Source organism: Pseudomonas sp. PB101 (assembly GCF_009764265.1).
In the GTDB taxonomy this organism is placed as follows: domain Bacteria; phylum Pseudomonadota; class Gammaproteobacteria; order Pseudomonadales; family Pseudomonadaceae; genus Aquipseudomonas.
The window spans coordinates 20,326-44,045 of record NZ_RWIR01000064.1 but is presented as its reverse complement, the minus strand read 5'-3'; the positions used below and the strand labels follow the sequence as shown (position 1 = coordinate 44,045).

The following is a 23,720-nucleotide window of genomic DNA, read 5'->3' as shown; positions in this document are numbered from 1 at the left end:
ACGGGAGCCTAGAAATCCCGCTTGTAGAAGATGTCCAGCGAACTGGCCACGCCGCCGGCGGCTTCGAGATAGACCTTTTTGCTCAGCTTGTAGCGCAAGGCAATGGTATTGGCCGGTTCGAACACGCCGACGCCGTAGCGCAGGCTGAGCTTCTCGGAAATATTGCCGCTGGCCACCACGCTGGTGGCATCGCCACTGCCCTGGGTGTCGAGCTGGAAGTCCTGGATGCCCAGGTTCTTGGCGATGCTGCTGGTCACCCCGGAACTGCCCATCAAGCCCAGACCGAGGGCCGCTTGGGCGAGCATGTTGTTGTCTTCGCCATTGGTGCTCAGCGGACGCCCAAGCACCAGATAGGACAACGCCTGCTCCTGACTCATGGCCGGCTCCGAGAAGATCTGCGTGGTCGGCTGCTCGGCACTGCCACTCAAACGAATGCCGGCGATGATGTCGTCGGTCTTGCGAATGGCCTCGATGTCCAGGTATGGCTGGTCGATGGGACCGGCAAACAGCAGGCGCGCCCGGCGTACCGAAAGCCGCTGGCCGTAGGCACGATAACGCCCGTCGTTGAGCCACAGCTCGCCACGGGTGTCCATGTTGTCGCCGACGTGCACATGGCCCTGCACATTCGCCGTCAGGCCAAACCCGGCGAAACTCAGCTTGTCCTCGCCGACCACCACTTCAATGTCCATCTTCATGGCCAGCGGCGGCTTGCCCTCTTCGGTTTGCTGTCCGACGATCACCGTGTCATCGGAAACCTTGACCGTCGACGGCGGCAACTCGCGAATGGTGATTTCACCCCTCGGTACCAGCACTTTGCCAGCGATGGCCAACTCGTCGCCCTTCATCGAGATTTTCAGGTCCGGTGCGACTTCCAGCTTGGCGTAAGGCTCGACGGTGACCGGCAACTGCGAACCCTTGAGCGCCAGATCTACCACCATGGCCTGCCCCCAGGCGATGTTGCCGTTCAGGCTGCCCTGCCCGGCCTTGCCGCTGTTCCAGCCGCCGTTGAGTTGCACGCTTTCACCGGCGATGAGCGCTTGAACGTGCAGGTTTTGCAGCTCCATCGGCAGTTCAGGCCCGGCAACCACGCCGTCGCTCAGTTGCAGACTGCCATTGACCTGCGGCGCCAGCAGGCCACCGGAAATCGTCCCGCTGCCATTCAGGCGCCCGGCCAGCTTTTCGACCATGGGTACAAACGGCCGCGCCACCGACAGGTCCAGCCCGCTCAAGCGGAATGAACCGGTCACGGGCTTGTTCTTCGGCAACGGATTGAGCTGTGCCTGCACCATCAGTTCCCCGAGCTTGCCACCGACGAAATTGAGTTCGGTGTCGATGCGTTTGGGCGTGAGCTTGCTGGTGAGTTTCAGGGTCTGGTACGGGAAATCCAGCCACTGGTCCTTATCCTTGACGCGCAACGTGCCGCCGCCGGCATCGACACTGACCTGGCCGTTCGGGCCGCTGGCCGGCAAGTCCAGTTGCAGGTCGGCATTGAGCCGACCCTGCCAGGCGAAATCCTTCGGCAACCACTGCGCAAGACTGTCGATGGGGAACTGCTTGAGGTGATAGCGCAGCTTCGGCTCAGGCATCAGGCGCGAGTCTTCACCGCACAGGCTGGCCTGGCCGGAGGCCCAGCAATGGGCGCCGAAGTTGATTTTGCCATCCGCCAGGCGTTCGAGTTTCGCCGGCCCTTGCAGCTTCCAGTCCTGGCCACCGGCCTGGATATCACCGCTGGCCAGGCGTCCGCGCCAATTGCCCTGGTCGAGCGCACCGTCCAGACCAAGCGCCAGTTTCAATTTCGGCCCTTGCAGGTCGAGGTTCAGCTTCTGCTTCCTGATATCGCCCTGGCCGCTGGCGGTCAGTGTTCCCAGCGAGGTGTCGCCGGCCTGGATGCCGCTGCCCTTGAGGTCGATTTGCGCCCGTTGCGCGCTGTCCAGCGTGGCGTCCAGGTTCAGGCTTTGCAGGCGGTTGTCCTGGAAAGCCAATTGCGCGCCTTGCAGGTCAAGCTTGCCCTGGGGCGCCTTGAGCGTGCCGGCGACATCCACGCGGCCATTGAGTTGGCCGCGCAGCTCTGGCCAGAGCTGCGCCAGGCGCGGCAACTTCAGATCGATCTGGCCGGCGAGTTTCTGTTGCAGGCTGCCCTTGCCAGTGATGCTGTTGTCGCCAAGGCGAACTTGCAGGGCGTTGAGGTTCCATTGCTCGCCACGGCCATCGGCCTTGGCCTGGATCACCGCTGGCTGACCGCGCAGTTTGCCCTTGAGGTCCAGGTCGGCATTGAGGCTGAGCACTTCGTTTTTCATCTCGCCCTGGCTGCGCAACGGCCCGGCGAGGGTGCCCGGCAGCTCCGCGACCCAGTACGCCGGGTTGATCGCCGACAGGTCCAGCGCGGTGTCCCAGGCAATGCCGTCGGCAAATTGCAGGTTCAGGTGCCCTTCGGCCTTGCCCTGCCCGGCCTGGAGTTGAATCTGCTGCAGGTAGATTTTCGTCAGGTCGCCGGCGAACGGGCTGGCCAGGGTGAAAGCACCGGCCGGACCATCCGCTGCCGCGTCGAAATGACCGAGGTACTTGCCGTCGGTGTAGGAGATTTCGCCGGTGAACGTGCGCAGCGTTACCTGCGGCTCGTCGATGAGCGGATAGAGCCTGTGCCAGGGAAAATCCAGCCAGTCGATCTTCGCTTGAGCGCTCAGGCCTTTGCTCCAGTCCAGAACCCCTGTGAGCTTGAGGCTTTGCTTGTCGTTGGCGGTCAGGTCCAGCGCGGCGATCTGTGCACCGTTGGCGTCGACCTTGCCCTGCAGCGCCAGGGCGACCGGCCCTTGCTCGGCGGGTAATGTGGCTTTGCCGAGCAGTGCGTAGCCGTTCTTCAAGTCGCCGGCCCCCGTGAGCTCAAGTTGATTGAGTTGCAGGGTGTCCGGCAGATCGGCGCTGGCCTTGAAGCCATCGGCGGTGATCCGCACCTTGGCCGGCAGGTTTTCCACCAGTGGTTGCAGCTCGCCGCTCAGTTGGCCGTTGAGGTAACCACTGCTGTCGGCTTTGAGGTTCAGGGTCTTGAGCAGGTCGCCGTCGATCTTGAGTGCCAGATCCCAGGGTGCTGGGGTAGACAGGGTCAACTTGCCTTCTGCGGTAAGTGGCCAGTTGCCGCTCGGTTGCAGGGAGCCGGACAGGTTCAGGCTCAGGTCATCGCGCTGCAAATGCACGGAATCGATCTGCATACCCTCAGGGGTCCAGTGCGCCGCGAGTTGCAGGCCCTTGAGTTGTTCGCTGCCGTTGAACAGCAACCGGCCGACCTTGACGTCTCCCAACTGAATGGCCAATGGCAACTTCAGTTCCGGCAGCGTGATCGGGCCGCTGTCGGGCTCTTCGGCACCCGGCGGGAACGTCAGGCTGACCTGATCGGCCTGCAATCGCTCGATGCACAGGGTCATGCGGGCCAGGCAAAATGGCGACCAGGCGAAAATCACCTGGCTCAGTTCAACCCGGTTGTTGTCTTGCTGCCACAACACCCGGTCGGCACTCCACTGCCCGCCCAGCCGGCCCTGGAAGTTGTCCAGGCTCAGCCCCGGTACGAAGCCCAGCGCCCAGCGGCTGCCTGTCGCCGTGCCCAACACCGTGGCCAGCGTCAGGACAACCAGCATCAACAGTGCCGTTATCGCCAGCAGCGTTACTTTCAAACCACGCTTCACAGCTCAGGCCCCATGGAAAAGTGCAGTCGAATGCCGCCATCGTCGTCCAGCGCATGGGCCAGGTCCAGCCGGATCGGCCCCACCGGCGAGACCCAGCGCACGCCGATGCCGACCCCGGTCTTGAGGTTCGGCAACTCGAGTGTGTTGAAGGAGTTGCCCTGATCGACAAAAGTCGCGACCCGCCATTTTTCGGCGATGGAATACTGGTATTCCGCGCTGGCGGCCACCATGTAGCGGCCACCGATGCGGTCACCGTCGGAGTTTTCCGGGGACAGGCTCTGATAGTCGTAGCCGCGCACGCTCTGGTCGCCACCGGCGAAGAAGCGCAACGACGGCGGCACCGACTTGAAACCGTTGGTGGCGCTGCCGCCGACCTGCACCCGCCCGAGGAAGCGGTGTTTATCGAACACCGTGGTCAGGCCTTTGACCAATGCCGTGCCGTAGAGCAGGTTGCTGTCGGAACCCAGGCCTTCCTTGGCCACTTTGGATTCGAATGCCAGGCGATAGCCGTTGTGCGGGTCGATGCGGTTGTCGCTTTTGAGGTACGAGTAGCTCACACCCGGCATCAGCAAGGTACTGAGTCCCGCGTCGTCGCCCAGTTGGTAATCCTCGCGCTGCCACTTCAGCGAAACCACCCGTTGCCAGCCGCTGGGCAGTTTGCTGTGCCACTCGGGGCCGAGGGTCAACAGCTTGCTGTGGCTTTCCTTATCGGCGATTTCTTCATTCTGGTAGCCGCCGGCAAAACGCAATTTGTCGGTCAGTGGCGGGTCCAGCGGAATGTCGTAGAACAGCCCGACGTTTTGCCGCGGCGCCGAGACTTCGGTTTCCCAGCCGTAACTGTGCCCTTGCGCGTTGACCCAGTGCCGGGTCCAGTTGGCCTTGGCCCGTGGGCCGACGTCGGTGGAGAAACCCAGGCCCAGGCCCATGGTCCGTGGCTTGCGGGTTTCGAGCTTGACGTCCACCGGGATCACATCTTCTTTCGATGCCGTGGGTGCCGCGTCCACGCGCACGCCTTCGAAGTAGCCACTCGATTGCAGGTTCTGATTGAGTTCGGCGATCAGTTCCGAGTCATAGGGCGCACCGGCCTTGAACGGCACCATGCGTTGCAGCAGCTCGTCGTCGAACGGCGTATCGCCCTCGAAACTGACCTTGCCCAAGGTATAGCGCGGACCACTTTCATAGATCAGTTCGATATCGGCGACGCCGGCTCGCGGGTCGACCGACAGTTTTGAACGGGTGAAGCGGCCGCTGAAAAAGCCATAACGCGAAGCCTGATTCTGGATCAGCCGCTTGGCGTCCTCGTAATGACCATGATTGAGCACGGCGCCGGACTTGAGCGCGTCGCTCTTGGGGACTCGAAAGGCCTTGAGGGAAGCGGCCGGACCCTCGACACGTACCGTGACGTTGCGCAGATGCACCGGCTCGCCGGGATCGACCGTGAGCACCAGGCGCGGCTTTTCGCCGCCCTTCACTTCGCTGTCGATGTGCGGCTGGTAATAACCCAAAGCCTGGGCGGCCTTGCGTGCCTGCTCCTCGGCGCCACGGCTGAAGCGCAGCAGCGCCTCCTCATCGCGATCGCCGAGGCTGCCGATATAGCCTTCAATATTGGCCTTCAGCTCGTCATTGGACGGTTTGATCCGTACATCCAATTCACTTTGTGCCAGCGCTGCGCAGCTGGTCATCAGCATCAGCACACCGCTGGTAATTCTTCCTGGAAACTTCATAGGCGCGGATGCTATCACGAGCTCGAGAGCGTGATAGAGCCTGACTTGCCCGGAAAGTTCTTGGATTAAGCCGTTGCTGTATGTAACACCTGGGGATTGGGGTGAAAAAACACGTGCTCGCGCACCGGTCCTACGGCGACTTCACCGATTTCCTCGTACCCCTGACGCTTGTAGAACTCCAGATAACGCGGATTGCCGGTGTCGAGGATCACGCCCTGTGAGTTTTCATCCACGGCGCACCAGTTGTGCACGGCTTGCAACAGTTGCTCGCCGAAATGTTGGCCCTGGAACTGCGGATGAACCCCGAGCAATGGCAAGACGTGCACCGAGTCGTTCGGCACGCAGGCCTCCACGGCGGCGTGGTACTCGAGGTAGCGACGGGTGCAGCGAAATCCTGTGCTGAGCACCATGCGCAGGCGCCACGCCCAGCTTTCGGTGACGCCAAGACGACGTTGCGGCGGCGCGATCAGGGCGATGCCGATCAGGCGGTCGTTGACCAGCAGGCCGATGGCCGGCAGGTCCTGGAGAAAATGCTGGGTCACCAGTTCGCGCACCGTGGCGCGAACCCGCTGTTCGTAACCGGGGCGTTCGGCTTCGAACAGATAACCGAAGGTCGGCTCGTGTCGATACGCCTGGTACAGCAGCGAACGGGCTTCGCGGGCGTAGCCGCTGTCGAGCATGTGGATATCGGCGATGGCGGTCGAGGTTTCGGGCATGACGATTGATCTCCCCGGCACAGCTCGGGTGGCTGCGCTCTTGTTGTTACGAGCCTGTCGGCGCTGACACAGTTCCTTACAGATCCGAAATCAGTGTAGGCAATGAAATCGCCTTCGCGAGCGACACAGATCTGACTGTACAGAGTAAATCCCTACCCCACACTGGCCCGATTCCCACATGTCAGCTAGCATCGCCCTTTTGCCAGGACTGCCGACCATGAAGATCGTCTCCTTCAACATCAACGGGCTGCGCGCCCGTCCCCATCAGCTGGCGGCGCTGATCGAAAAGCACCAGCCCGATGTGATCGGCCTGCAGGAAACCAAGGTCCACGACGAACAGTTCCCGCTGGCCGAGGTTCAGGCCCTGGGTTATCACGTGTATTTCCACGGGCAAAAAGGCCACTACGGCGTCGCCCTGCTGTCGCGCCAGGAGCCGCTGGCCCTGCATAAAGGTTTCGTCACCGACGAAGAAGACGCCCAGCGACGCTTCATCTGGGGCACTTTCGCCGACGCCAACGGCGTGCCGGTGACCATCATGAACGGTTATTTCCCACAGGGCGAAAGCCGCGACCACCCGACCAAATTCCCGGCCAAGGAACGTTTCTACGGCGACTTGCAGCAATTGCTGGAAAGCCAGTTCAAGAACGACCAGCCACTGGTGGTGATGGGCGATGTGAACATTTCCCCGGAAGACTGCGACATCGGCATCGGCCCGGACAACATGAAGCGCTGGCTGAAGACCGGTAAATGCAGCTTCCTGCCGGAAGAGCGCGAGTGGATGGCCCGCCTGAAGAACTGGGGCCTGGTCGACAGTTTCCGCCACCTGAACCCGGACGTGACCGACACCTTCAGCTGGTTCGACTACCGCAGCCGCGGCTTCGAAGACGAGCCCAAGCGCGGCCTGCGTATCGACGTGATCCTCGCCTCCCATGGCCTGCTGCCACGGGTGAAGGCTGCCGGAGTGGACTACGAGTTGCGCGGCATGGAAAAACCATCGGACCATGCGCCGATCTGGCTTGAATTGAGCTGATCCTCTCAGCAGTTTGTCATTTTTCCGAAACCTTACTGACTTAATCTCCCGGCACCTCCTTTAGCTATATAAGGTGCCGGCATGATGCTGCGCGTGTTGTTCCTGTTGATGTTGTGCACGGGCTTGCCGCAGGCGGTCTCGGCCGGCGACTTGCCGACACCCGAACACGGCCCCGTACTGCGCATTCAGGGCTCCAACACCATTGGCGCGGCATTGGGACCGGCGCTGGTCGAGGGCTTGCTGAGCGAACAGGGCCTGCGCAAGATTCATCGCGAAACCCCGGACACCGCCAACGAATTGCGCATTGTCGGCGAAACCGTTGAGGGTCGGCGGGTCGTGGTGGAGGTGGCAGCCCATGGTTCCAGCACCGGTTTCACTGCACTGAAAGCAGCCAGCGCCGATCTCGCCGCCTCGTCGCGCCCGATCAAGGACGGCGAACTGGCCAGCCTGCAGTCCCTCGGCGACCTGAAAAGCCCGAACGCAGAACAAGTCATCGCCATCGATGGCCTGGCGATCATCCTTCACCCGGACAATCCGCTGAATCAACTCGACACCGTGCAACTGGCGCACATTTTCAGTGGCGAGGTGAAGACCTGGGAAGACCTCGGCGGCCGCGGCGGTCCGATTCATCTGTATGCGCGCGATGATCAGTCCGGGACTTACGACACCTTCAAGGAACTGGTCCTCAGTGGCCGGGGCAAGACCCTGAGCAGCTCGGCGAAACGCTTCGAGTCCAGCGAACAGCTGTCCGATGCGGTCAGCGCAGACCCGAAAGGCATCGGTTTTATCGGTCTGCCCTACGTGCGCCAGGCCAAGGCCGTGGCCATTGTCGATGGTCAATCACAAGCCATGCTGCCGCTCAACAGCCTGATTGCGACGGAGGATTATCCGCTGTCCCGTCGGTTGTTCCTTTACCTGCCACCCAACGGGAAAAACCTCTGGGCCAGTGCCCTGGTGGCCTTTGCACAGAGCACCAAGGGTCAGGCCATTGTCGCCGCCAACGGTTTTATTGCCCAAACCGTCCAGGCCATGGCCGTTACGCCCAATGCGCTGATGCCCGAGGGATACCAGTCCCTCAGTCGTCATGCCCAGCGGTTATCGGTGAATTTTCGCTTTGAAGAAGGCAGTGCCAGCCTGGACAACAAGGCGCGGCAAGACCTGACGCGAGTGCTCGACTATTTAAAGCAGCACGGCAAGGTCGATGGCCAGGTCACGCTGGTGGGGTTTGGCGATGCCAAGAGCGACCCGGCGCGCGCCGATCTGTTGTCGAAGCTGCGGGCCATGGCGGTACGGCGGGAGTTGGTGAAGAACGGCGTGGTGTTTCGCGAAATTCGCGGGTTTGGTGCGGAGATGCCGGTGGCGGCCAATAGCGCCGATGAGGGAAGGATCAAGAATCGGCGGGTTGAGGTTTGGGTGTATTGAACCTGCTTTTGATGCACTGGATCGACTGACGCCATCGCGGGCAAGCCCGCTCCCACAGGTTCGGTGCAGTCCTTGTGGGAGCGGGCTCGGTCCGGGCGGCGATCCGACGATGAACGATAACGCGGTGTCTGTCAGTGCCCGCTGCGCATCATCTCTTTCGGCACATACTTGCCGATTTCAAACTTGCCGATCGCCGCACGGTGCACTTCGTCCGGGCCGTCGGCCAGGCGCAGGGTACGCTGCATCGCGTACATGTAGGCCAGAGGGAAATCGTTGGAAACCCCTGCCCCGCCATGAATCTGGATCGCCCGGTCGATCACCCGCAACGCAACGTTCGGCGCGACAACCTTGATCTGCGCGATCTCGCTTTTCGCCACTTTGTTGCCGACGGTGTCCATCATGTACGCCGCTTTCAGCGTCAGCAGGCGTGCCATATCGATCTCCATCCGTGAATCGGCGATCTTGTCGATGTTGCCACCCAGGCGTGCCAGGGGTTTGCCAAATGCCGTACGGCTAACCGAGCGTTTGCACATCAGCTCCAGTGCACGCTCGGCCATGCCGATCGAACGCATGCAGTGGTGAATCCGCCCAGGACCAAGGCGACCTTGAGCGATTTCGAAGCCGCGGCCTTCGCCCAGCAGGACGTTTTCGTACGGTACCCGGACGTTTTCGAAATGCACTTCAGCGTGACCATGCGGTGCATCGTCGTAGCCGAACACCGGCAGCGGACGCACGATCTTCACGCCCGGTGCATCGACAGGCACCAGAATCATCGAGTGCTGGGCGTGACGTGGCGCGTCCGGATTGCTCAGGCCCATGAAGATCAGGATCTTGCAGCGTGGGTCGCAAGCACCCGAAGTCCACCATTTCTTGCCGTTGATCACCCACTCGTCACCATCGCGCACGGCTCGGGCGGCCATGTTGGTGGCGTCGGAAGATGCAACGTCCGGTTCGGTCATGGCGAATGCCGAACGGATTTCACCGCGCAGCAGAGGTTCGAGCCAGCGCTGTTTCTGCTCTTCGTTGGCGTAACGCACCAGCACTTCCATGTTGCCGGTGTCCGGTGCCGAGCAGTTGAACGGCTCTGGCCCCAGCAGCGAACGGCCCATGATTTCCGCCAGCGGTGCGTATTCGAGGTTGGTCAGGCCGGCGCCCAGCTCGGACTCAGGCAGAAACAAATTCCACAGGCCCTCGGCCTTGGCCTTGAGTTTGAGCTCCTCCATGATCGCGGTCGGCTGCCAGCGATCACCCTCGGCGACCTGACGCTCGAACACGGCTTCGGCGGGATAGACGTAGGTGTCCATGAACGCAGTGACGCGCTCACGCAGTTCCTGAACCTTGGGCGAATAAGCGAAATCCATGAGCGAGATACCTTCTTGGGGGAGGTTGTTTAGATCATGCAATCGATGCTAGAACAGCCATGAAAATTTACCTAGCCTATTCTCGGCGTGTATAAACATTCATCACCGATATATGATCGGCTGATCGTCATGGTCAGCCCGCCCACATAACAAGAGAACCGCGTAATGAATCTGAGCAAGGTCGATCTCAACCTTTTCATCGTCTTCGACGCGATCTACACCGAAGCCAACCTGACCCGTGCCGGGCAGATCGTGGGCATTACCCAGCCGGCGGTGTCGAACGCGCTGGCCCGGTTGCGCGAGACCTTCAACGACCCGTTGTTCGTGCGCACCGCCCAGGGCATGGTGCCGACGCCCATGGCCCAAAACATCATCGGCCCGGTGCGCAACGCGCTCTCGCTGCTGCGTGTGTCGGTGCAGGAAAGCCGCATTTTCAACCCGCAGCAAGCGGTAAAGACTTACCGCATCAGCATGACCGACCTCACTGAAGCCGTGATCCTGCCGCCGCTGTTCCAGCGCCTGCGCCGCCTGGCGCCGACGGTGATCATCGAAAGCTTCCTGTCCAAACGCCGCGAAACCACCAAGGAACTGGCGGCCGGACGCCTGGACTTCGCGGTCGACGCACCGCTCAACACCGACCCGCAGGTGCGCCACGTGAAGTTGATGGAAGACCGTTATGTGTGCGCCATGCGCAAGGGGCATCCGCTGGCGGGCAAGGACAAACTCACGCTGGATGACTACCTGAGCCTGACCCACATCCATATCTCCAGCCGCCGCAGCGGCCTGGGCTATGTCGACCTGGCGCTGGGCAAGATGGGCATCCAGCGCAAGATCGCCCTGCGCTCCCAGCATTACCTGATGGCCTCGCAGGTGCTGCAACAAACGGACATGGTCATGACCGTGCCGGAACGTTTCGCCCGCCGCAACGACCTGCATGCCTTTTATCTGCCGGTCAACGATGTGCCACCGGTGGAAACTCACCTTTACTGGCACGAAAGCACTGACCAGGACCCGGCGAACCGCTGGATGCGCGAGCAGATGATCGAGTTGTGCCAGCAGGTGACGGCGCAGGAGAAAAAGCTCGAGAAGGTGTAAGGCTTGATACCGAGGTGCCCCCATCGTCGGAACGCCGCCCGGAGCAAGCTCGCTCCCACAGGGGGCCGGGCTGTTCACAGCATGTACGAGCGACACAGATCCAGTGTGAGAGCGGGCTTGCCCGCGATGAGGACTGCAAGAACAGCGAAAACCTCTGCCCCTTGACGTAAACGTCAACCTGCCATTAGCTTAGCGCCATGACCTTTCGTGAGCGCTTCCATGAGCAGCCAGACCTACAGCATTTCCGATCTCGCCCGCGAGCTCGACATCACCACCCGCGCCATTCGCTTTTATGAAGAGCAAGGCCTGCTCAGCCCCGAGCGTCGCGGCCAGGAACGCATCTACTCGCCCCGCGACAAGGTCAGCCTGAAGCTGATCCTGCGGGGCAAACGCATCGGTTTCTCGCTGGCCGAATGCCGCGAACTGATCGAACTCTACGACCCGTCCAGCGGTAACACCAAACAGTTGCACAGCATGCTGGCGAAAATCAGCGAGCGCCGTGAGCAGCTTGAGCAGCAACTGCTGGATATCGAACAGATGAAACTGGAGCTGGACACTGCCGAAGAACGCTGCGTGCAGGCGCTGGAGCAGACGCTCAAGAACCAGGAAGTCATTCAATAAAACCCGCCCCCTTGTAGGAGCGAGCTTGCTCGCGATGGTCGTTAACGATAACGCGTGTCTGCTGGATAAACGCGGTGCCTGGGAGTCCATCGCGAGCAAGCTCGCTCCTACAGGGTTTTCTGTTCATTCAGACAATCAGCACAGGTCGAATCCCATGCCCCTCCCCACCCACGTACGCATTGTCGAAGTCGGCCCACGCGACGGCCTGCAAAATGAAGCCCAACCCATCAGCGTCGCCGACAAGGTGCAACTGGTCGATGCACTGACCGCCGCCGGGCTCAGCTATATAGAAGTCGGCAGTTTCGTGTCGCCCAAGTGGGTGCCGCAGATGGCCGGCTCCGCCGAGGTGTTCGCGCAGATCCAGCGCAAACCGGGTGTGGTCTATGGCGCGCTCGCGCCCAACCTGCGCGGTTTCGAGGATGCCCTCGCCGCCGGGGTCAAGGAAGTGGCCGTGTTCGCGGCGGCATCCGAAGCGTTTTCGCAACGCAACATCAATTGCTCGATCAGCGAAAGCCTGGAACGTTTCGCGCCGATCATGGATGCCGCCAGGCAACAGGGGGTGACCGTGCGCGGGTATGTGTCCTGTGTGCTGGGCTGCCCCTATGAAGGTAACGTCGCCCCGGAGCAAGTCGCCCTGGTCGCCCGCGAGCTGTATGCCATGGGCTGCTACGAGGTCTCGTTGGGGGACACCATCGGCACCGGTACCGCTGGCGCAACCCGCAAGATGTTTGAAGTGGTCACGAAGGATGTGCCCCGGGAGAAACTCGCCGGGCACTTCCACGACACCTACGGTCAGGCCGTGGCCAACATCTACGCCAGCCTGCTGGAAGGCATCTCGGTGTTCGACAGCTCCATCGCAGGCCTGGGCGGCTGCCCCTATGCCAAGGGCGCCAGCGGTAACGTCGCCACCGAAGACGTGATCTACCTGCTCAACGGCCTGGGCATCGACAGCGGAATCGACCTCGACGCCTTGATGGTTGCCGGTCAACAGATATGCACCGTACTGGGTCGCCCTACCGGCTCACGCGTGGCCAGGGCTCGCAGCGCACAGTGAGTGCGCTGAGTGTGTCCAGGTGTTACCGCTGTGTCTGAAACGTGGGCGAAAGCGAGTAACACGGAAACAAATCGTAGGGTTTTGCCTGAGGCGTAAAACCCTACAAACTACAAACCTTTGATTTTAAAGGCTTTTAAAAAGTTGGCACGCCTCCTGCTATATCTATCGCATAACAAGAATAAAAAAATTGCAGCAACCCTAATAAAAACAAGACGTAACGACTCTGACATAACAAAAACAACACGGCAGAGACGCAGCTAACAGATTTTTTTGGAGAAGATGTACTTTTCAGGGTGCTTTTCGGAGTTACCCGCAACCGGACAGAGAATAATAAAACTACCTTCAGGTAGCTCCCGTATCGGTTGGATCGCTCAGCGAGAAAGTAGATCAGCGCTCAAAAAAATACGTTTGCTCTTGATCCCGAATGGGGATCGCCAAAAACAGCGGTAAAGGGCAACGGTTGCCAAAAACAACAACAGACCGACCCTCAATAATAAAAAAAGAGCACGCGCAACGACAATTAAAGGGGAGCTTCGGCTCCCCTTTGTGCTGTCTGGCGTTTGAGATTTCCGCAGCCCTTTGTAGGAGCGAGCTCGCTCGCGAAGAACACAAGGGCACCGCGTATTTCCAGACTGCACGCGTTATCGTTGACGTTCTTCGCGAGCAAGCTCGCTCCTACAGGGGAACGAGTCAGGCCTTGTTGCTACGCAACTCCTCAATGCTGATCTCGCGCATGCGGAATTTCTGGATCTTGCCAGTCACCGTCATCGGGAACTCCTCGACGAACTTGAAGTAACGCGGCGTCTTGAAGTGCGCGATGCGCTCCTTGCACCAGGCTTGCAGTTCCTGCTCGGTGGCGCTGTGGCCGGGGTGGAACTTGATCCAGGCAACGATCTCTTCGCCATAGCGCGAGCAAGGAATGCCGATCACCTGCACGTCGGCCACGGCCGGGTGAGTAAAGAAGAACTCCTCCAGCTCCCGCGGGTAAACATTCTCACCGCCACGGATGATCATGTCCTTGTTGCGCCCGGCAATGCACACGTAACCCTCTTCGTTCATGCTCGCCAGGTCCCCGGTGTGCATCCAGCCTGCCTGATCGATGGCGCCTGCCGTGCCTTCGGGGTTGTTCCAGTAACCGAGCATCACGCTGTAGCCGCGGGTGCACAGCTCGCCGATGGTGCCACGCGGCACCAGGTTGCCTGCTTCGTCGATGATCTTGCTTTCGAGCTGCGGCTGGGTGCGGCCAACGGTGGTCACGCGCAGTTCCAGGTCGTCTGCAGGACCGGTCTGCAACGACACCGGACTGGTTTCCGTCATGCCGTAGGCAATCTGCACTTCGCTCATGTGCATTTCGCTGATGACCCGACGCATCACTTCGATAGGACAGGTTGCGCCCGCCATGATCCCGGTGCGCAGGCTCGACAGGTCGAACTCGGCGCGTTGCGGCTGATCGAGCATGGCGATGAACATGGTCGGCACGCCGTACAGCGCCGTGGCCTTTTCGTCGGCCACGGTGCCCAGGGTCAGCAACGGATCGAATGCATCGTTCGGATAAATCATCGTGCTGCCATGGGTGATGCAGCCGAGGTTGCCCATGACCATGCCGAAGCAGTGATACAGCGGCACCGGGATCACCAGGCGATCGGCCGCCGTCAGGCCCAGGCTTTCGCCGACCATGTAACCGTTGTTGAGAATGTTGTAGTGACTGAGGGTCGCGCCCTTGGGGAAACCGGTGGTGCCGGAGGTGTACTGAATGTTCACCGCTTGATCGAAATGCAGGCTGTCCTGACGTTCGCGCAATTGTTCGACCGAAACACCGCCCGCCAGATCAGCCAGTTGCGACCAAGGCAGGAAACCGCTCGGCGGCTGTGCATCCAGGCTGATGACGCCACGCAGCTCCGGCAACCGTTCACTGTGCAACTTGCCGATGGACTGCTCCGCCAACTCCGGCACCAGCCCTTGCAGCATCGCGTGATAGTTCGACGTCTTGAAGGCCCCGGCACACACCAGCCATTGGCAACCGGATTGCTTGAGCACGTATTCGAGTTCGGAGCTGCGATACGCCGGATTGATGTTGACCAGGATCACACCGATTTTCGCCGTGGCAATCTGGCTGATGCACCACTGCGCACAGTTCGGCGCCCAGATGCCAAGGCGGTCCCCGGCTTGCAGCCCCAACGCCAGCAGTGCCCTGGCGTGCAGGTCCGCAGCCTCGGCCAGTTGCCGCCAGGTGTAACGCAGCTGTTGATGGCGCACCACCAGCGCCTCCCCGTCCGGGTATTGCGCGACCGTGTTGTCGAACGCCTGGCCGATGGTCATCGCCAACAAGGCTTTGTCCTGGGAACCGCGGGTGTAACTGCGTTGCGGGCTTGCACTGGGTTGATCCATGACGACCCCTATTGTCTTTATTTTGTAGGAGCGAGCTCGCTCGCGAAGAACGTCAGGGCACCGCGTTTATCCAGACAACACGCGTTATCGTTGACGTCCATCGCGAGCAAGCTCGACTCCTACAGAATCACCCAAGTTGACGTTAACGTAAAGGGTGATTGACAGCCATTCGTCACAGGCTTACGTTAACGTAAAGGTGAGAGCCAAATCACGCCCCTCCCCGCCCTACAAAAAAGCCAAAAGGTGACCCATGAGCTACCCATCCCTGAACTTTGCCCTCGGTGAAACCATCGACATGCTGCGCGATCAGGTTCAGTCCTTCGTCGCCAAAGAGATCGCCCCGCGCGCCGCTCAGATCGACATCGACAACCTGTTTCCCGCCGACCTGTGGCGCAAATTCGGCGACATGGGCCTGCTGGGCATTACCGTGCCGGAAGAGTACGGCGGTGCCGGCCTGGGTTACCTGGCCCACGTGGTGGCCATGGAAGAAATCAGCCGTGGCTCGGCCTCGGTGGCGTTGTCCTACGGTGCTCACTCCAACCTGTGCGTCAACCAGATCAACCGCAACGGCAACCACGAGCAGAAATCCAAATACCTGCCCAAGCTGATCAGCGGCGAGCACATCGGCGCCCTGGCCATGAGCGAACCGAATGCCGGTTCCGACGTGGTGTCGATGAAACTGCGCGCCGACAAACGCGGCGACAAGTACGTGCTCAACGGCAGCAAGACCTGGATCACCAACGGTCCGGACGCCAACACCTACGTGATATACGCCAAGACCGACCTGGAAAAGGGCCCTCACGGCATCACCGCCTTCATCGTCGAGCGCGACTGGAAAGGCTTCAGCCGCAGCAACAAGTTCGACAAGCTCGGCATGCGCGGCTCGAACACCTGCGAACTGTTCTTCGATGACGTCGAAGTGCCGGAAGAAAACATCCTCGGCGTGCTCAACGGCGGCGTGAAAGTGCTGATGAGCGGCCTCGACTACGAGCGCGTCGTGCTCTCCGGTGGACCGACCGGGATCATGCAGGCGTGCATGGACCTGATCGTGCCGTACATCCACGACCGCAAGCAGTTCGGCCAGAGCATCGGCGAATTCCAGCTGATCCAGGGCAAGGTCGCCGACATGTACACCCAACTCAACGCCAGCCGCGCTTACCTGTATGCGGTGGCCCAGGCTTGCGAGCGCGGCGAAACCACGCGCAAGGACGCCGCCGGCGTGATCCTCTACAGCGCCGAACGCGCCACGCAAATGGCCCTCGACGCGATCCAGATTCTCGGCGGCAACGGCTACATCAACGAATTCCCGGCCGGCCGTCTGTTGCGTGACGCCAAGCTGTACGAAATCGGCGCGGGCACCAGTGAGATCCGTCGCATGCTGATCGGTCGCGAACTGTTCAACGAAACCCGCTAAACGGAGCTGTCCATGGCTACCCTGCATACCCAGCTCAACCCCCGTTCAGCGGAGTTCGCCACCAACAGCGCGGCGATGCTCAAGCAGGTCGACGCGTTGCACACCCTGCTCGCCCAAGTGGCGCAAGGTGGCGGCCCGAAGGCTCAGGAACGCCACACCTCGCGGGGCAAACTGCTGCCTCGCGAGCGCATCAACCGCCTGCTCGATCCGGGTTCGCCGTTTCTGGAGATCAGCCAGCTTGCGGCCTACGAGGTGTATGGCGAGGACGTCCCCGCGGCTGGCGTGATTGCCGGGATCGGCCGTGTGGAGGGCGTCGAATGCATGATCGTCGCCAACGACGCCACGGTAAAAGGTGGTTCGTACTACCCGCTGACGGTGAAAAAACACCTGCGCGCCCAGACCATCGCCCAGCAGAATCGCCTGCCGTGCATCTATCTGGTGGATTCGGGCGGCGCCAACCTGCCGCGCCAGGATGAAGTGTTTCCGGACCGCGAGCACTTCGGGCGGATCTTCTTCAACCAGGCCAACATGAGCGCCATGGGCATTCCGCAGATTGCCGTGGTCATGGGCTCCTGCACCGCTGGCGGCGCGTATGTACCGGCGATGGCCGACGAAGCAATCATGGTTCGTCAACAAGCGACGATCTTCCTCGCCGGCCCGCCGCTGGTGAAAGCCGCGACCGGTGAAGTGGTCAGCGCCGAAGACCTCGGCGGAGCCGATGTGCACTGCAAGATTTCCGGGGTGGCCGACCATTACGCCGAGAGCGATGAACACGCACTCGCGCTCGCCCGCCGCAGCGTCGCCAACCTCAACTGGCGCAAGCAAGGTGAGGTTCAGCAACGCACTCCGATCGCCCCGCTCTACAGCAGCGACGAGTTGTACGGCGTGGTCCCGGCCGACGCCAAGCAGCCGTTCGACGTGCGCGAAGTGATCGCGCGGTTGGTGGACGGGTCGGTGTTCGACGAATTCAAGGCGCTGTTCGGGACTACGCTGGTTTGCGGTTTTGCCTACCTGCACGGCTACCCGATCGCGATCCTCGCCAACAACGGCATTCTTTTCGCTGAAGCGGCGCAGAAAGGCGCGCACTTTATCGAACTGGCCTGTCAGCGCGGCATTCCGTTGCTGTTCCTGCAGAACATCACCGGCTTCATGGTCGGCCAGAAATACGAGGCCGGCGGCATCGCCAAGCATGGCGCGAAACTGGTGACGGCGGTGGCGTGCGCCAAGGTGCCGAAGTTCACCGTGATCATCGGCGGCAGTTTCGGTGCCGGTAACTACGGCATGTGCGGGCGCGCCTACGATCCGCGTTTCCTGTGGATGTGGCCGAACGCACGCATCGGCGTGATGGGTGCCGAGCAGGCGGCCGGCGTGCTGGTGCAGGTCAAGCGCGAACAGGCCGAACGCAGCGGCCAGGGTTTCAGCGCCGAGCAGGAAGCCGGGATCAAGCAACCGATCCTCGACCAGTACGAAGAACAGGGTCACCCCTACTACTCCAGCGCGCGCCTGTGGGACGACGGTGTCATCGACCCGGCCCAGACCCGCGACGTATTGGCCCTGGCCTTGTCCGCGTCGTTGAACGCGCCAATCGAACCGAGCCGCTTCGGCGTGTTCCGGATGTGATCGGGAGAAAAACATGACCGACTTCAACACCCTCGAACTGCTGACCGACCCCCGTGGTTTTGCCACGCTGTGGCTCAGCCGTGAAGAAAAGAACAACGCCTTCAATGCCGAAATGATCCGCGAACTGATCCTCGCCCTCGACAAGGTCGCGAGCGATGCCAGCCTGCGGTTCCTGATCGTGCGCGGTCGCGGCAAGCATTTCAGCGCCGGCGCTGACCTTGCCTGGATGCAGCAATCGGCCGAACTCGATTACGCCACCAACCTGGACGACGCCCGGGAACTGGCGGAGTTGATGTACAACCTGGCCAAACTGAAAGTCCCGACCCTGGCCGTGGTACAAGGCGCGGCCTTTGGCGGCGCACTGGGCCTGATCAGTTGCTGCGACATGGCCATCGGTGCCGATGACGCGCAGTTCTGCCTGTCGGAAGTGCGCATCGGCCTGGCGCCGGCGGTGATCAGCCCGTTCGTGGTGCAAGCCATCGGCGAGCGCGCGACCCGTCGTTATGCCTTGACCGCTGAGCGCTTTGGCGGGCAACGGGCACGGGAAATCGGTCTGTTGTCGGAGAGCTATGCAAGTGCCGAGCTGGAACAGAAAGTCGAACAGTGGATCGACAACCTGCTGCTCAACAGTCCGGCCGCGATGCGCGCCAGCAAGGACCTGTTGCGCGAAGTCGGCGACGGCTCACTGACCCCGGCATTGCGCCGCTACACCGAAAACGCCATCGCCCGCATTCGCGTCAGCCCCGAAGGCCAGGAAGGCCTGCGCGCCTTCCTGCAAAAACGTCCGCCGAGCTGGCAAGCACAAACCACCAAGGAGCCCCGTTGATGAGCGCACCTGTCCTCACCACCCTGCTGGTAGCCAACCGTGGCGAAATCGCCTGCCGGGTGATGCGCACCGCCAAGGCGCTGGGCCTGACCACCGTGGCCGTGCACAGCGCCACCGACCGTGACGCCCGGCACAGCCGCGAAGCCGACATCCGGGTCGACCTCGGTGGCAGCAAAGCCGCCGACAGCTACCTGCAGATCGACAAACTGATCGCCGCCGCCAAGGCCAGCGGCGCCCAGGCGATTCACCCCGGCTATGGCTTTTTATCCGAGAACGCCGGGTTCGCCCGCGCCATCGAAAACGCCGGCCTGATTTTCCTCGGCCCGCCCGCCTCGGCCATCGACGCCATGGGCAGCAAGTCCGCGGCCAAAGCCTTGATGGAAACCGCTGGCGTGCCACTGGTGCCGGGCTATCACGGCGAGGCTCAAGACCTCGACACCTTCCGCGATGCCTGCGAACGCATCGGCTACCCGGTGCTGCTCAAGGCCACAGCGGGTGGTGGCGGCAAAGGCATGAAGGTGGTCGAGGACGTCAGTCAACTGGCCGAAGCCCTGGCCTCGGCCCAGCGTGAGGCGCTATCGTCATTCGGCGATTCGCGGATGCTGGTGGAGAAATACCTGCTCAAGCCACGTCACGTGGAAATCCAGGTGTTCGCCGACCAGCACGGCAACTGCCTGTACCTCAACGAACGCGACTGCTCGATTCAGCGCCGCCACCAGAAAGTCGTCGAAGAAGCCCCGGCGCCGGGCCTGAGCCCGGAACTGCGTCGCGCCATGGGCGAAGCCGCCGTGCGTTCGGCGCAGGCCATCGGCTATGTCGGTGCCGGCACCGTGGAGTTTTTGCTGGATGCGCGCGGCGAGTTCTTCTTCATGGAGATGAACACCCGCCTACAGGTCGAACACCCGGTCACCGAAGCCATCACCGGCCTCGACCTGGTCGCCTGGCAGATTCGCGTGGCGCGCGGCGAAGCCTTGCCGATGACTCAGGACCAGGTACCGCTGGTGGGTCACGCGATCGAAGTGCGGCTGTATGCCGAAGACCCGGGCAATGATTTCCTGCCGGCGACCGGCCGCCTCGAGCTGTATCGCGAATCCAATCCGGGGCCGGGGCGCCGGGTGGACAGCGGCGTTGAAGAAGGCGACGAAATCTCGCCGTTCTATGACCCGATGCTCGGCAAGTTGATTGCCTGGGGCGAGGATCGTGAACAGGCGCGCTTGCGCCTGCTGGGCATGCTCGACGAGTTCGCCATCGGCGGTCTGAAGACCAACATCAATTTCCTGCGGCGCATTATCGCTCATCCGGCGTTCGCCGCTGCCGAACTCGATACCGGCTTCATTCCGCGCTATCAGGAACAGTTGCTGCCGGCGCCAGCGGAACTCAGCGATGATTTCTGGCAAGCCGCCGCCCAGGCGTTTGCCCAGAGCCAGCTGCCTGTTACCCGTGCCGATGACCCGAGTTCGCCATGGGCGGCGCCGAACGGGCTGCGTGCCGGTTTGCCGAGAGAGATCACCCTTCACTTGAGTTGTGAAGGCCAGGACCATGCGCTGACGCTGGGCGACATCGATGCCCACAGCGCACGGCTCAAGGGCGAGCAACTGCTGACCGAGCACGCAGGTGTACGCCGTCAACACCGCGCAATCCGCCGTGGCGAGCATGTGTATCTGCAGTGGGATGGCGAATTGCGCCGTATCGAGTCTTACGACCCGATCAGCGCCGTCGAGGCCAGCCACAGCCATCAGGGCGGGCTCACCGCACCGATGAACGGCAGCATCGTCCGCGTGCTGGTGGAGGCCGGACAATCGGTCGAAGCCGGAGCGCAATTGGTGGTACTTGAAGCGATGAAGATGGAGCACAGCATCCGCGCGCCCCATGCCGGTGTGATCAAGGCACTGTATTGCCAGGAAGGCGAGATGGTCAGCGAAGGCAGTGCGCTGGTCGAACTGGAAGAAGCGTGAAATGAAGATCGGTCCTACGCATCGCGAGGACCGATCTGATCAGAACCTGGCTGTTGCCTGAACCACGACGCCGATGATTCGACATTCGTCGGTATACAAGGCTTTAGGATACGTCGGATTGAGCGGGACCAGATAACGCTGCCCGCCCTCTTCGATCAGTTTGCGAAACGTGGCTTCGGTGCTGTCCGGCCACTGGGCAATGACCAGTTTGCCAGGCACGGCTTCCACGGCCGGGTCGACCAGAATCAGCATGCCTTCCGGGATGCTGATGCCATTGGGCGCGGTCATCGCGTCACCGGCCACTCTCAACCAGTACGCCGCCCCGCGGGCATGGTAATCGGACAGTTCAAACTGCTCTTTTGCATACGCCGGGAGCTCACCGTCGCGCACCTGCGCAGGTTCGCGCCAGTCACTGACGGGGTAGCGAAAGTACGGGTTGTACTTCTGAGTCAGGGGCAGTTCGTCGTCCGTGGACGCCAGCGGTTCCCGGATCACCAGCGCCACTTCGAGAAACTCGAGACCCAGCGCCCGCAGGACACGGTTCATGTCTTCGATGCCGGGTTCACGACGCTTGTTGAGCCAGTGGCCAATGCCGCCCTGGGACATCCCGAGGCGCTCGGCGAGTATCTCTTGAGTGATTTTGAGTTCACTCATCTTGGCCTTGACCAATTCAATCCATTTATCCATGTGCGGCACGATACGTGGGCGACTCCGGCCATCAAAACACATATTGTAGTATTTAATTTGTCGTCACAAATACAATTCGTATTAGGATCAATTCACGGATCTGAATCTGACACGGAGCTTGCCATCACCATGAACCCACCCGCCAATGACCTGCCGAACATACAAATCGATACCACCCTCACCTCGCCCCAGGGCTCCGCGGCGGCACAGCGCGCGCTGGACTACTACTTGAAACCAACTGTTTCAGAGGAAATGGACGAGCCGCGTTTTTTTGATGTGAACCGCAATATCGGCGGCGAAGAGGCGTTGGTCCATGCGCTGGATCTGTTGCGCTGTGCGGCCGCCACCGCGTACGAGTCGGCCAATCACCTGCAAGGCGCCAACCGTGACCTGGCGTTTTCGACGGTGCACATGATCGACATGGCCAGGGCGATGGTCGATCGATCGCTGGAGAAGTATGAAAACGCTTGAAGTGGAAAAGGCGAATCGAGAGGACAGGAAAGAATTTTCCTATCGCGCAGGTAAAAACGTTTGACTTGCAAACGAGAATGATTATTATTGCATCAGCTGGTCGCGAGATCAGTCGATGGACCAAGTGACCTTAGGTCGGTCTCCTGGACTATCTCCTCATCAGGCTAATCACGGTTTTTGACCCGGCTTTTTGCCGGGTCTTTTTTTTGCCAGTTTTCTGGCTTTTGGCTTCAGGCTAATGAAGTCTTTGGGTGTCGCAAATTCGATGGCGCGGATGATATCAAAAGAATACCGATTGGCAAGAGAAGCCCGGCATCATTGGTTGAAACCACTGACAAATAGCACTTGAGAATCAATCGCACAATCTCTAAGCTGCGACAGCGTCAAGGAGGACGCCCCCACCGCTACACCCCGCAATTTCCCTCGGTTTCACCCTTCCCTGCGTGTAAAGTAGCCGCCATAAAAATCATATTCAGGAATCGATTATGACCGTGGCCAAATCCTCTTTCGATATCAGCGCCAACTTCGACAGCGGCAACATCCAAGTCATCGACATCAGCGATCCGCTCAAACCGCTTCTGGCCATCCGCCCGGACACCAAAAGCAACCATTTCCAGTGGTTCCACTTCAAGGCCAGCGGCCTGCATGTCGGCCAGGATCACTGGTTTCGCCTGAACAATGCCAGCCAGTCCTCCTATAACAAGGCCTGGACCGGTTATCAGGCGGTGGCGTCCTACGATCACGTCAACTGGTTCCGCGTACCGACCATTTTCGAAGGCGACTGCCTGCGCTTCAGCCTCGAAGCCGAACAGACCCACGCCTGGTTCGCCTACTTCGAGCCCTACAGCCGTGGCCGTCACGACTGGCTGATCGAGCAGGCGCTGAGCAAGGCCGGCACCGAACTGCTGGCCACCGGCAAGAGCGTCGAAGGCCGTGACATCCAGTTGTTACGCAAAGGCACCGGAGCCGAGGGCCGCCGCAAGGTGTGGATGATTGCCCAGCAACATCCGGGCGAGCACATGGCCGAGTGGTTCATGGAAGGCGTGATCGAACGCCTGGAAAAACACGACGACCCGGTACTCAATAAACTGCTGGCCAGCGCCGACCTGTACCTGGTGCCGAACATGAACCCGGACGGTGCTTTCCACGGCCACCTGCGCACCAACGCCATGGGCCAGGACCTCAATCGCGCCTGGCAGAGCGCCAGCCAGGAAATCAGCCCGGAAGTCCTGTTCGTTCAGCAGCAAATGGAAAAGTACGGCGTCGACATGTTCCTCGACGTCCATGGTGACGAGGAAATCCCTCACGTCTTCACCGCCGGTTGCGAAGGCAACCCCGGCTACACACCGCGGATCGAAAAACTCGAGGAGCACTTCCGCAACCATCTGAAGCACACCACCAAAGACTTCCAGACCAAACACGGCTATGTCCGCGATTTACCGGGCCAGGCCAACATGACGCTGGCCTGCAACAGCGTGGGGCAGAAGTTTGACTGCCTGTCGCTGACCCTGGAAATGCCGTTCAAGGATCACGACGACCACCCGAACGCGGAAACCGGCTGGTCGGGCAAGCGTTCGAAACAGCTGGGCAAGGATGTGTTGACCACGCTTGCCGATATGGTCGATACCTTGCGCTGATTCCTCCCGCCAGTTGACCATC

General features: G+C 61.0%; 17 protein-coding genes. 11 read left to right on the top strand and 6 right to left on the bottom strand.

Translation table 11 applies throughout. The annotated features are described in order from the left end of the window. Positions 1 to 8: 8 nt before the first annotated feature. The 3 genes from EI969_RS19525 to EI969_RS19515 form a co-directional block, all read right to left on the bottom strand. On the bottom strand, positions 9 to 3,677 hold the full coding sequence (locus EI969_RS19525) for a translocation/assembly module TamB domain-containing protein (protein WP_160389232.1): 3,669 nt from the start codon (positions 3,675 to 3,677) through the stop codon (positions 9 to 11). Continuing rightward, a complete protein-coding gene (locus tag EI969_RS19520) occupies positions 3,674 to 5,401 on the bottom strand; it encodes an autotransporter assembly complex family protein (protein ID WP_160389231.1) in 1,728 nt (575 codons plus the stop codon). Before EI969_RS19520 ends, EI969_RS19525 begins: the two co-directional genes overlap by 4 nt. 65 nt (positions 5,402 to 5,466) lie before the next feature. Continuing rightward, entirely contained in the window at positions 5,467 to 6,117 is a 651-nt protein-coding gene (locus EI969_RS19515; protein ID WP_160389230.1) for an N-acetyltransferase, read from the bottom strand. Between the two features lie 217 nt (positions 6,118 to 6,334). Here EI969_RS19515 and xthA point away from each other — a divergent pair, with 217 nt between their 5' ends. Further along, a complete protein-coding gene (gene xthA / locus EI969_RS19510; protein ID WP_160389229.1) occupies positions 6,335 to 7,147 on the top strand; it encodes an exodeoxyribonuclease III in 813 nt (270 codons plus the stop codon). A gap of 81 nt (positions 7,148 to 7,228) precedes the next feature. Beyond that, the gene (locus EI969_RS19505) at positions 7,229 to 8,569 is read left to right on the top strand and encodes a phosphate ABC transporter substrate-binding/OmpA family protein (RefSeq protein ID WP_160389228.1); all 1,341 of its coding nucleotides are present in this window, start codon (positions 7,229 to 7,231) and stop codon (positions 8,567 to 8,569) included. Between the two features lie 131 nt (positions 8,570 to 8,700). Here the strand turns inward: EI969_RS19505 and EI969_RS19500 are convergent, their stop codons facing one another. Further along, the gene (locus tag EI969_RS19500) at positions 8,701 to 9,930 is read right to left on the bottom strand and encodes an acyl-CoA dehydrogenase (RefSeq protein ID WP_008053616.1); all 1,230 of its coding nucleotides are present in this window, start codon (positions 9,928 to 9,930) and stop codon (positions 8,701 to 8,703) included. A gap of 165 nt (positions 9,931 to 10,095) precedes the next feature. On the opposite strand from EI969_RS19500, the gene EI969_RS19495 reads away from it, so the two are divergent. From EI969_RS19495 to EI969_RS19485, 3 genes are all read left to right on the top strand, one after another. Next, positions 10,096 to 11,025 (top strand): LysR family transcriptional regulator, encoded by a 930-nt coding sequence (locus EI969_RS19495; RefSeq protein WP_160389227.1) that lies wholly within the window; start codon positions 10,096 to 10,098, stop codon positions 11,023 to 11,025. A gap of 219 nt (positions 11,026 to 11,244) precedes the next feature. Further along, positions 11,245 to 11,646 (top strand): MerR family DNA-binding transcriptional regulator, encoded by a 402-nt coding sequence (locus EI969_RS19490; protein WP_090323552.1) that lies wholly within the window; start codon positions 11,245 to 11,247, stop codon positions 11,644 to 11,646. A 154-nt stretch (positions 11,647 to 11,800) separates the two neighbouring features. Continuing rightward, complete coding sequence (locus tag EI969_RS19485) at positions 11,801 to 12,700, top strand: hydroxymethylglutaryl-CoA lyase (RefSeq protein WP_160389226.1); 900 nt, start codon at positions 11,801 to 11,803, stop codon at positions 12,698 to 12,700. A gap of 690 nt (positions 12,701 to 13,390) precedes the next feature. Here the strand turns inward: EI969_RS19485 and EI969_RS19480 are convergent. Then, the gene (locus tag EI969_RS19480; protein WP_160389225.1) at positions 13,391 to 15,088 is read right to left on the bottom strand and encodes an AMP-binding protein; all 1,698 of its coding nucleotides are present in this window, start codon (positions 15,086 to 15,088) and stop codon (positions 13,391 to 13,393) included. 250 nt (positions 15,089 to 15,338) lie between these two features. On the opposite strand from EI969_RS19480, the gene EI969_RS19475 reads away from it, so the two are divergent. From EI969_RS19475 to EI969_RS19460, 4 genes are read left to right on the top strand one after another with little or no spacing between them, the layout of a single operon-like run. Next, entirely contained in the window at positions 15,339 to 16,502 is a 1,164-nt protein-coding gene (locus EI969_RS19475; RefSeq protein ID WP_007946948.1) for an isovaleryl-CoA dehydrogenase, read from the top strand. A gap of 12 nt (positions 16,503 to 16,514) precedes the next feature. Next, the gene (locus tag EI969_RS19470) at positions 16,515 to 18,122 is read left to right on the top strand and encodes a carboxyl transferase domain-containing protein (RefSeq protein ID WP_160389224.1); all 1,608 of its coding nucleotides are present in this window, start codon (positions 16,515 to 16,517) and stop codon (positions 18,120 to 18,122) included. Positions 18,123 to 18,135: 13 nt separating this feature from the next. Further along, positions 18,136 to 18,948, top strand: coding sequence for a gamma-carboxygeranoyl-CoA hydratase (locus EI969_RS19465; RefSeq protein WP_160389223.1), 813 nt, complete (start codon positions 18,136 to 18,138; stop codon positions 18,946 to 18,948). Continuing rightward, entirely contained in the window at positions 18,948 to 20,903 is a 1,956-nt protein-coding gene (locus EI969_RS19460; RefSeq protein ID WP_160389222.1) for an acetyl/propionyl/methylcrotonyl-CoA carboxylase subunit alpha, read from the top strand. The genes EI969_RS19465 and EI969_RS19460 overlap by 1 nt, the downstream gene beginning before the upstream one ends. 39 nt (positions 20,904 to 20,942) lie before the next feature. Here the strand turns inward: EI969_RS19460 and EI969_RS19455 are convergent, their stop codons facing one another. Next, on the bottom strand, positions 20,943 to 21,590 hold the full coding sequence (locus tag EI969_RS19455; RefSeq protein WP_160389221.1) for a LexA family transcriptional regulator: 648 nt from the start codon (positions 21,588 to 21,590) through the stop codon (positions 20,943 to 20,945). Positions 21,591 to 21,719: 129 nt separating this feature from the next. Between EI969_RS19455 and EI969_RS19450 the strand changes: the two genes are divergently transcribed. Together EI969_RS19450 and EI969_RS19445 are read left to right on the top strand one after the other, a co-directional pair. Then, a complete protein-coding gene (locus EI969_RS19450) occupies positions 21,720 to 22,061 on the top strand; it encodes a DUF6124 family protein (RefSeq protein WP_160389220.1) in 342 nt (113 codons plus the stop codon). A 485-nt stretch (positions 22,062 to 22,546) separates the two neighbouring features. Next, complete coding sequence (locus tag EI969_RS19445) at positions 22,547 to 23,698, top strand: carboxypeptidase family protein (RefSeq protein ID WP_160389219.1); 1,152 nt, start codon at positions 22,547 to 22,549, stop codon at positions 23,696 to 23,698. The last annotated feature ends 22 nt before the right edge of the window (positions 23,699 to 23,720 follow it).

Coding starts and splice junctions, on each gene's coding strand:
- EI969_RS19520 (WP_160389231.1), bottom strand. CDS start 5,401: ATGAAGTTTCCAGGAAGAATTACCAGCGGTGTGCTGATGCTGATGACC.
- EI969_RS19515 (WP_160389230.1), bottom strand. CDS start 6,117: ATGCCCGAAACCTCGACCGCCATCGCCGATATCCACATGCTCGACAGC.
- xthA (WP_160389229.1), top strand. CDS start 6,335: ATGAAGATCGTCTCCTTCAACATCAACGGGCTGCGCGCCCGTCCCCAT.
- EI969_RS19505 (WP_160389228.1), top strand. CDS start 7,229: ATGATGCTGCGCGTGTTGTTCCTGTTGATGTTGTGCACGGGCTTGCCG.
- EI969_RS19500 (WP_008053616.1), bottom strand. CDS start 9,930: ATGGATTTCGCTTATTCGCCCAAGGTTCAGGAACTGCGTGAGCGCGTC.
- EI969_RS19495 (WP_160389227.1), top strand. CDS start 10,096: ATGAATCTGAGCAAGGTCGATCTCAACCTTTTCATCGTCTTCGACGCG.
- EI969_RS19490 (WP_090323552.1), top strand. CDS start 11,245: ATGAGCAGCCAGACCTACAGCATTTCCGATCTCGCCCGCGAGCTCGAC.
- EI969_RS19485 (WP_160389226.1), top strand. CDS start 11,801: ATGCCCCTCCCCACCCACGTACGCATTGTCGAAGTCGGCCCACGCGAC.
- EI969_RS19480 (WP_160389225.1), bottom strand. CDS start 15,088: ATGGATCAACCCAGTGCAAGCCCGCAACGCAGTTACACCCGCGGTTCC.
- EI969_RS19475 (WP_007946948.1), top strand. CDS start 15,339: ATGAGCTACCCATCCCTGAACTTTGCCCTCGGTGAAACCATCGACATG.
- EI969_RS19470 (WP_160389224.1), top strand. CDS start 16,515: ATGGCTACCCTGCATACCCAGCTCAACCCCCGTTCAGCGGAGTTCGCC.
- EI969_RS19465 (WP_160389223.1), top strand. CDS start 18,136: ATGACCGACTTCAACACCCTCGAACTGCTGACCGACCCCCGTGGTTTT.
- EI969_RS19460 (WP_160389222.1), top strand. CDS start 18,948: ATGAGCGCACCTGTCCTCACCACCCTGCTGGTAGCCAACCGTGGCGAA.
- EI969_RS19455 (WP_160389221.1), bottom strand. CDS start 21,590: ATGGATAAATGGATTGAATTGGTCAAGGCCAAGATGAGTGAACTCAAA.
- EI969_RS19450 (WP_160389220.1), top strand. CDS start 21,720: ATGAACCCACCCGCCAATGACCTGCCGAACATACAAATCGATACCACC.
- EI969_RS19445 (WP_160389219.1), top strand. CDS start 22,547: ATGACCGTGGCCAAATCCTCTTTCGATATCAGCGCCAACTTCGACAGC.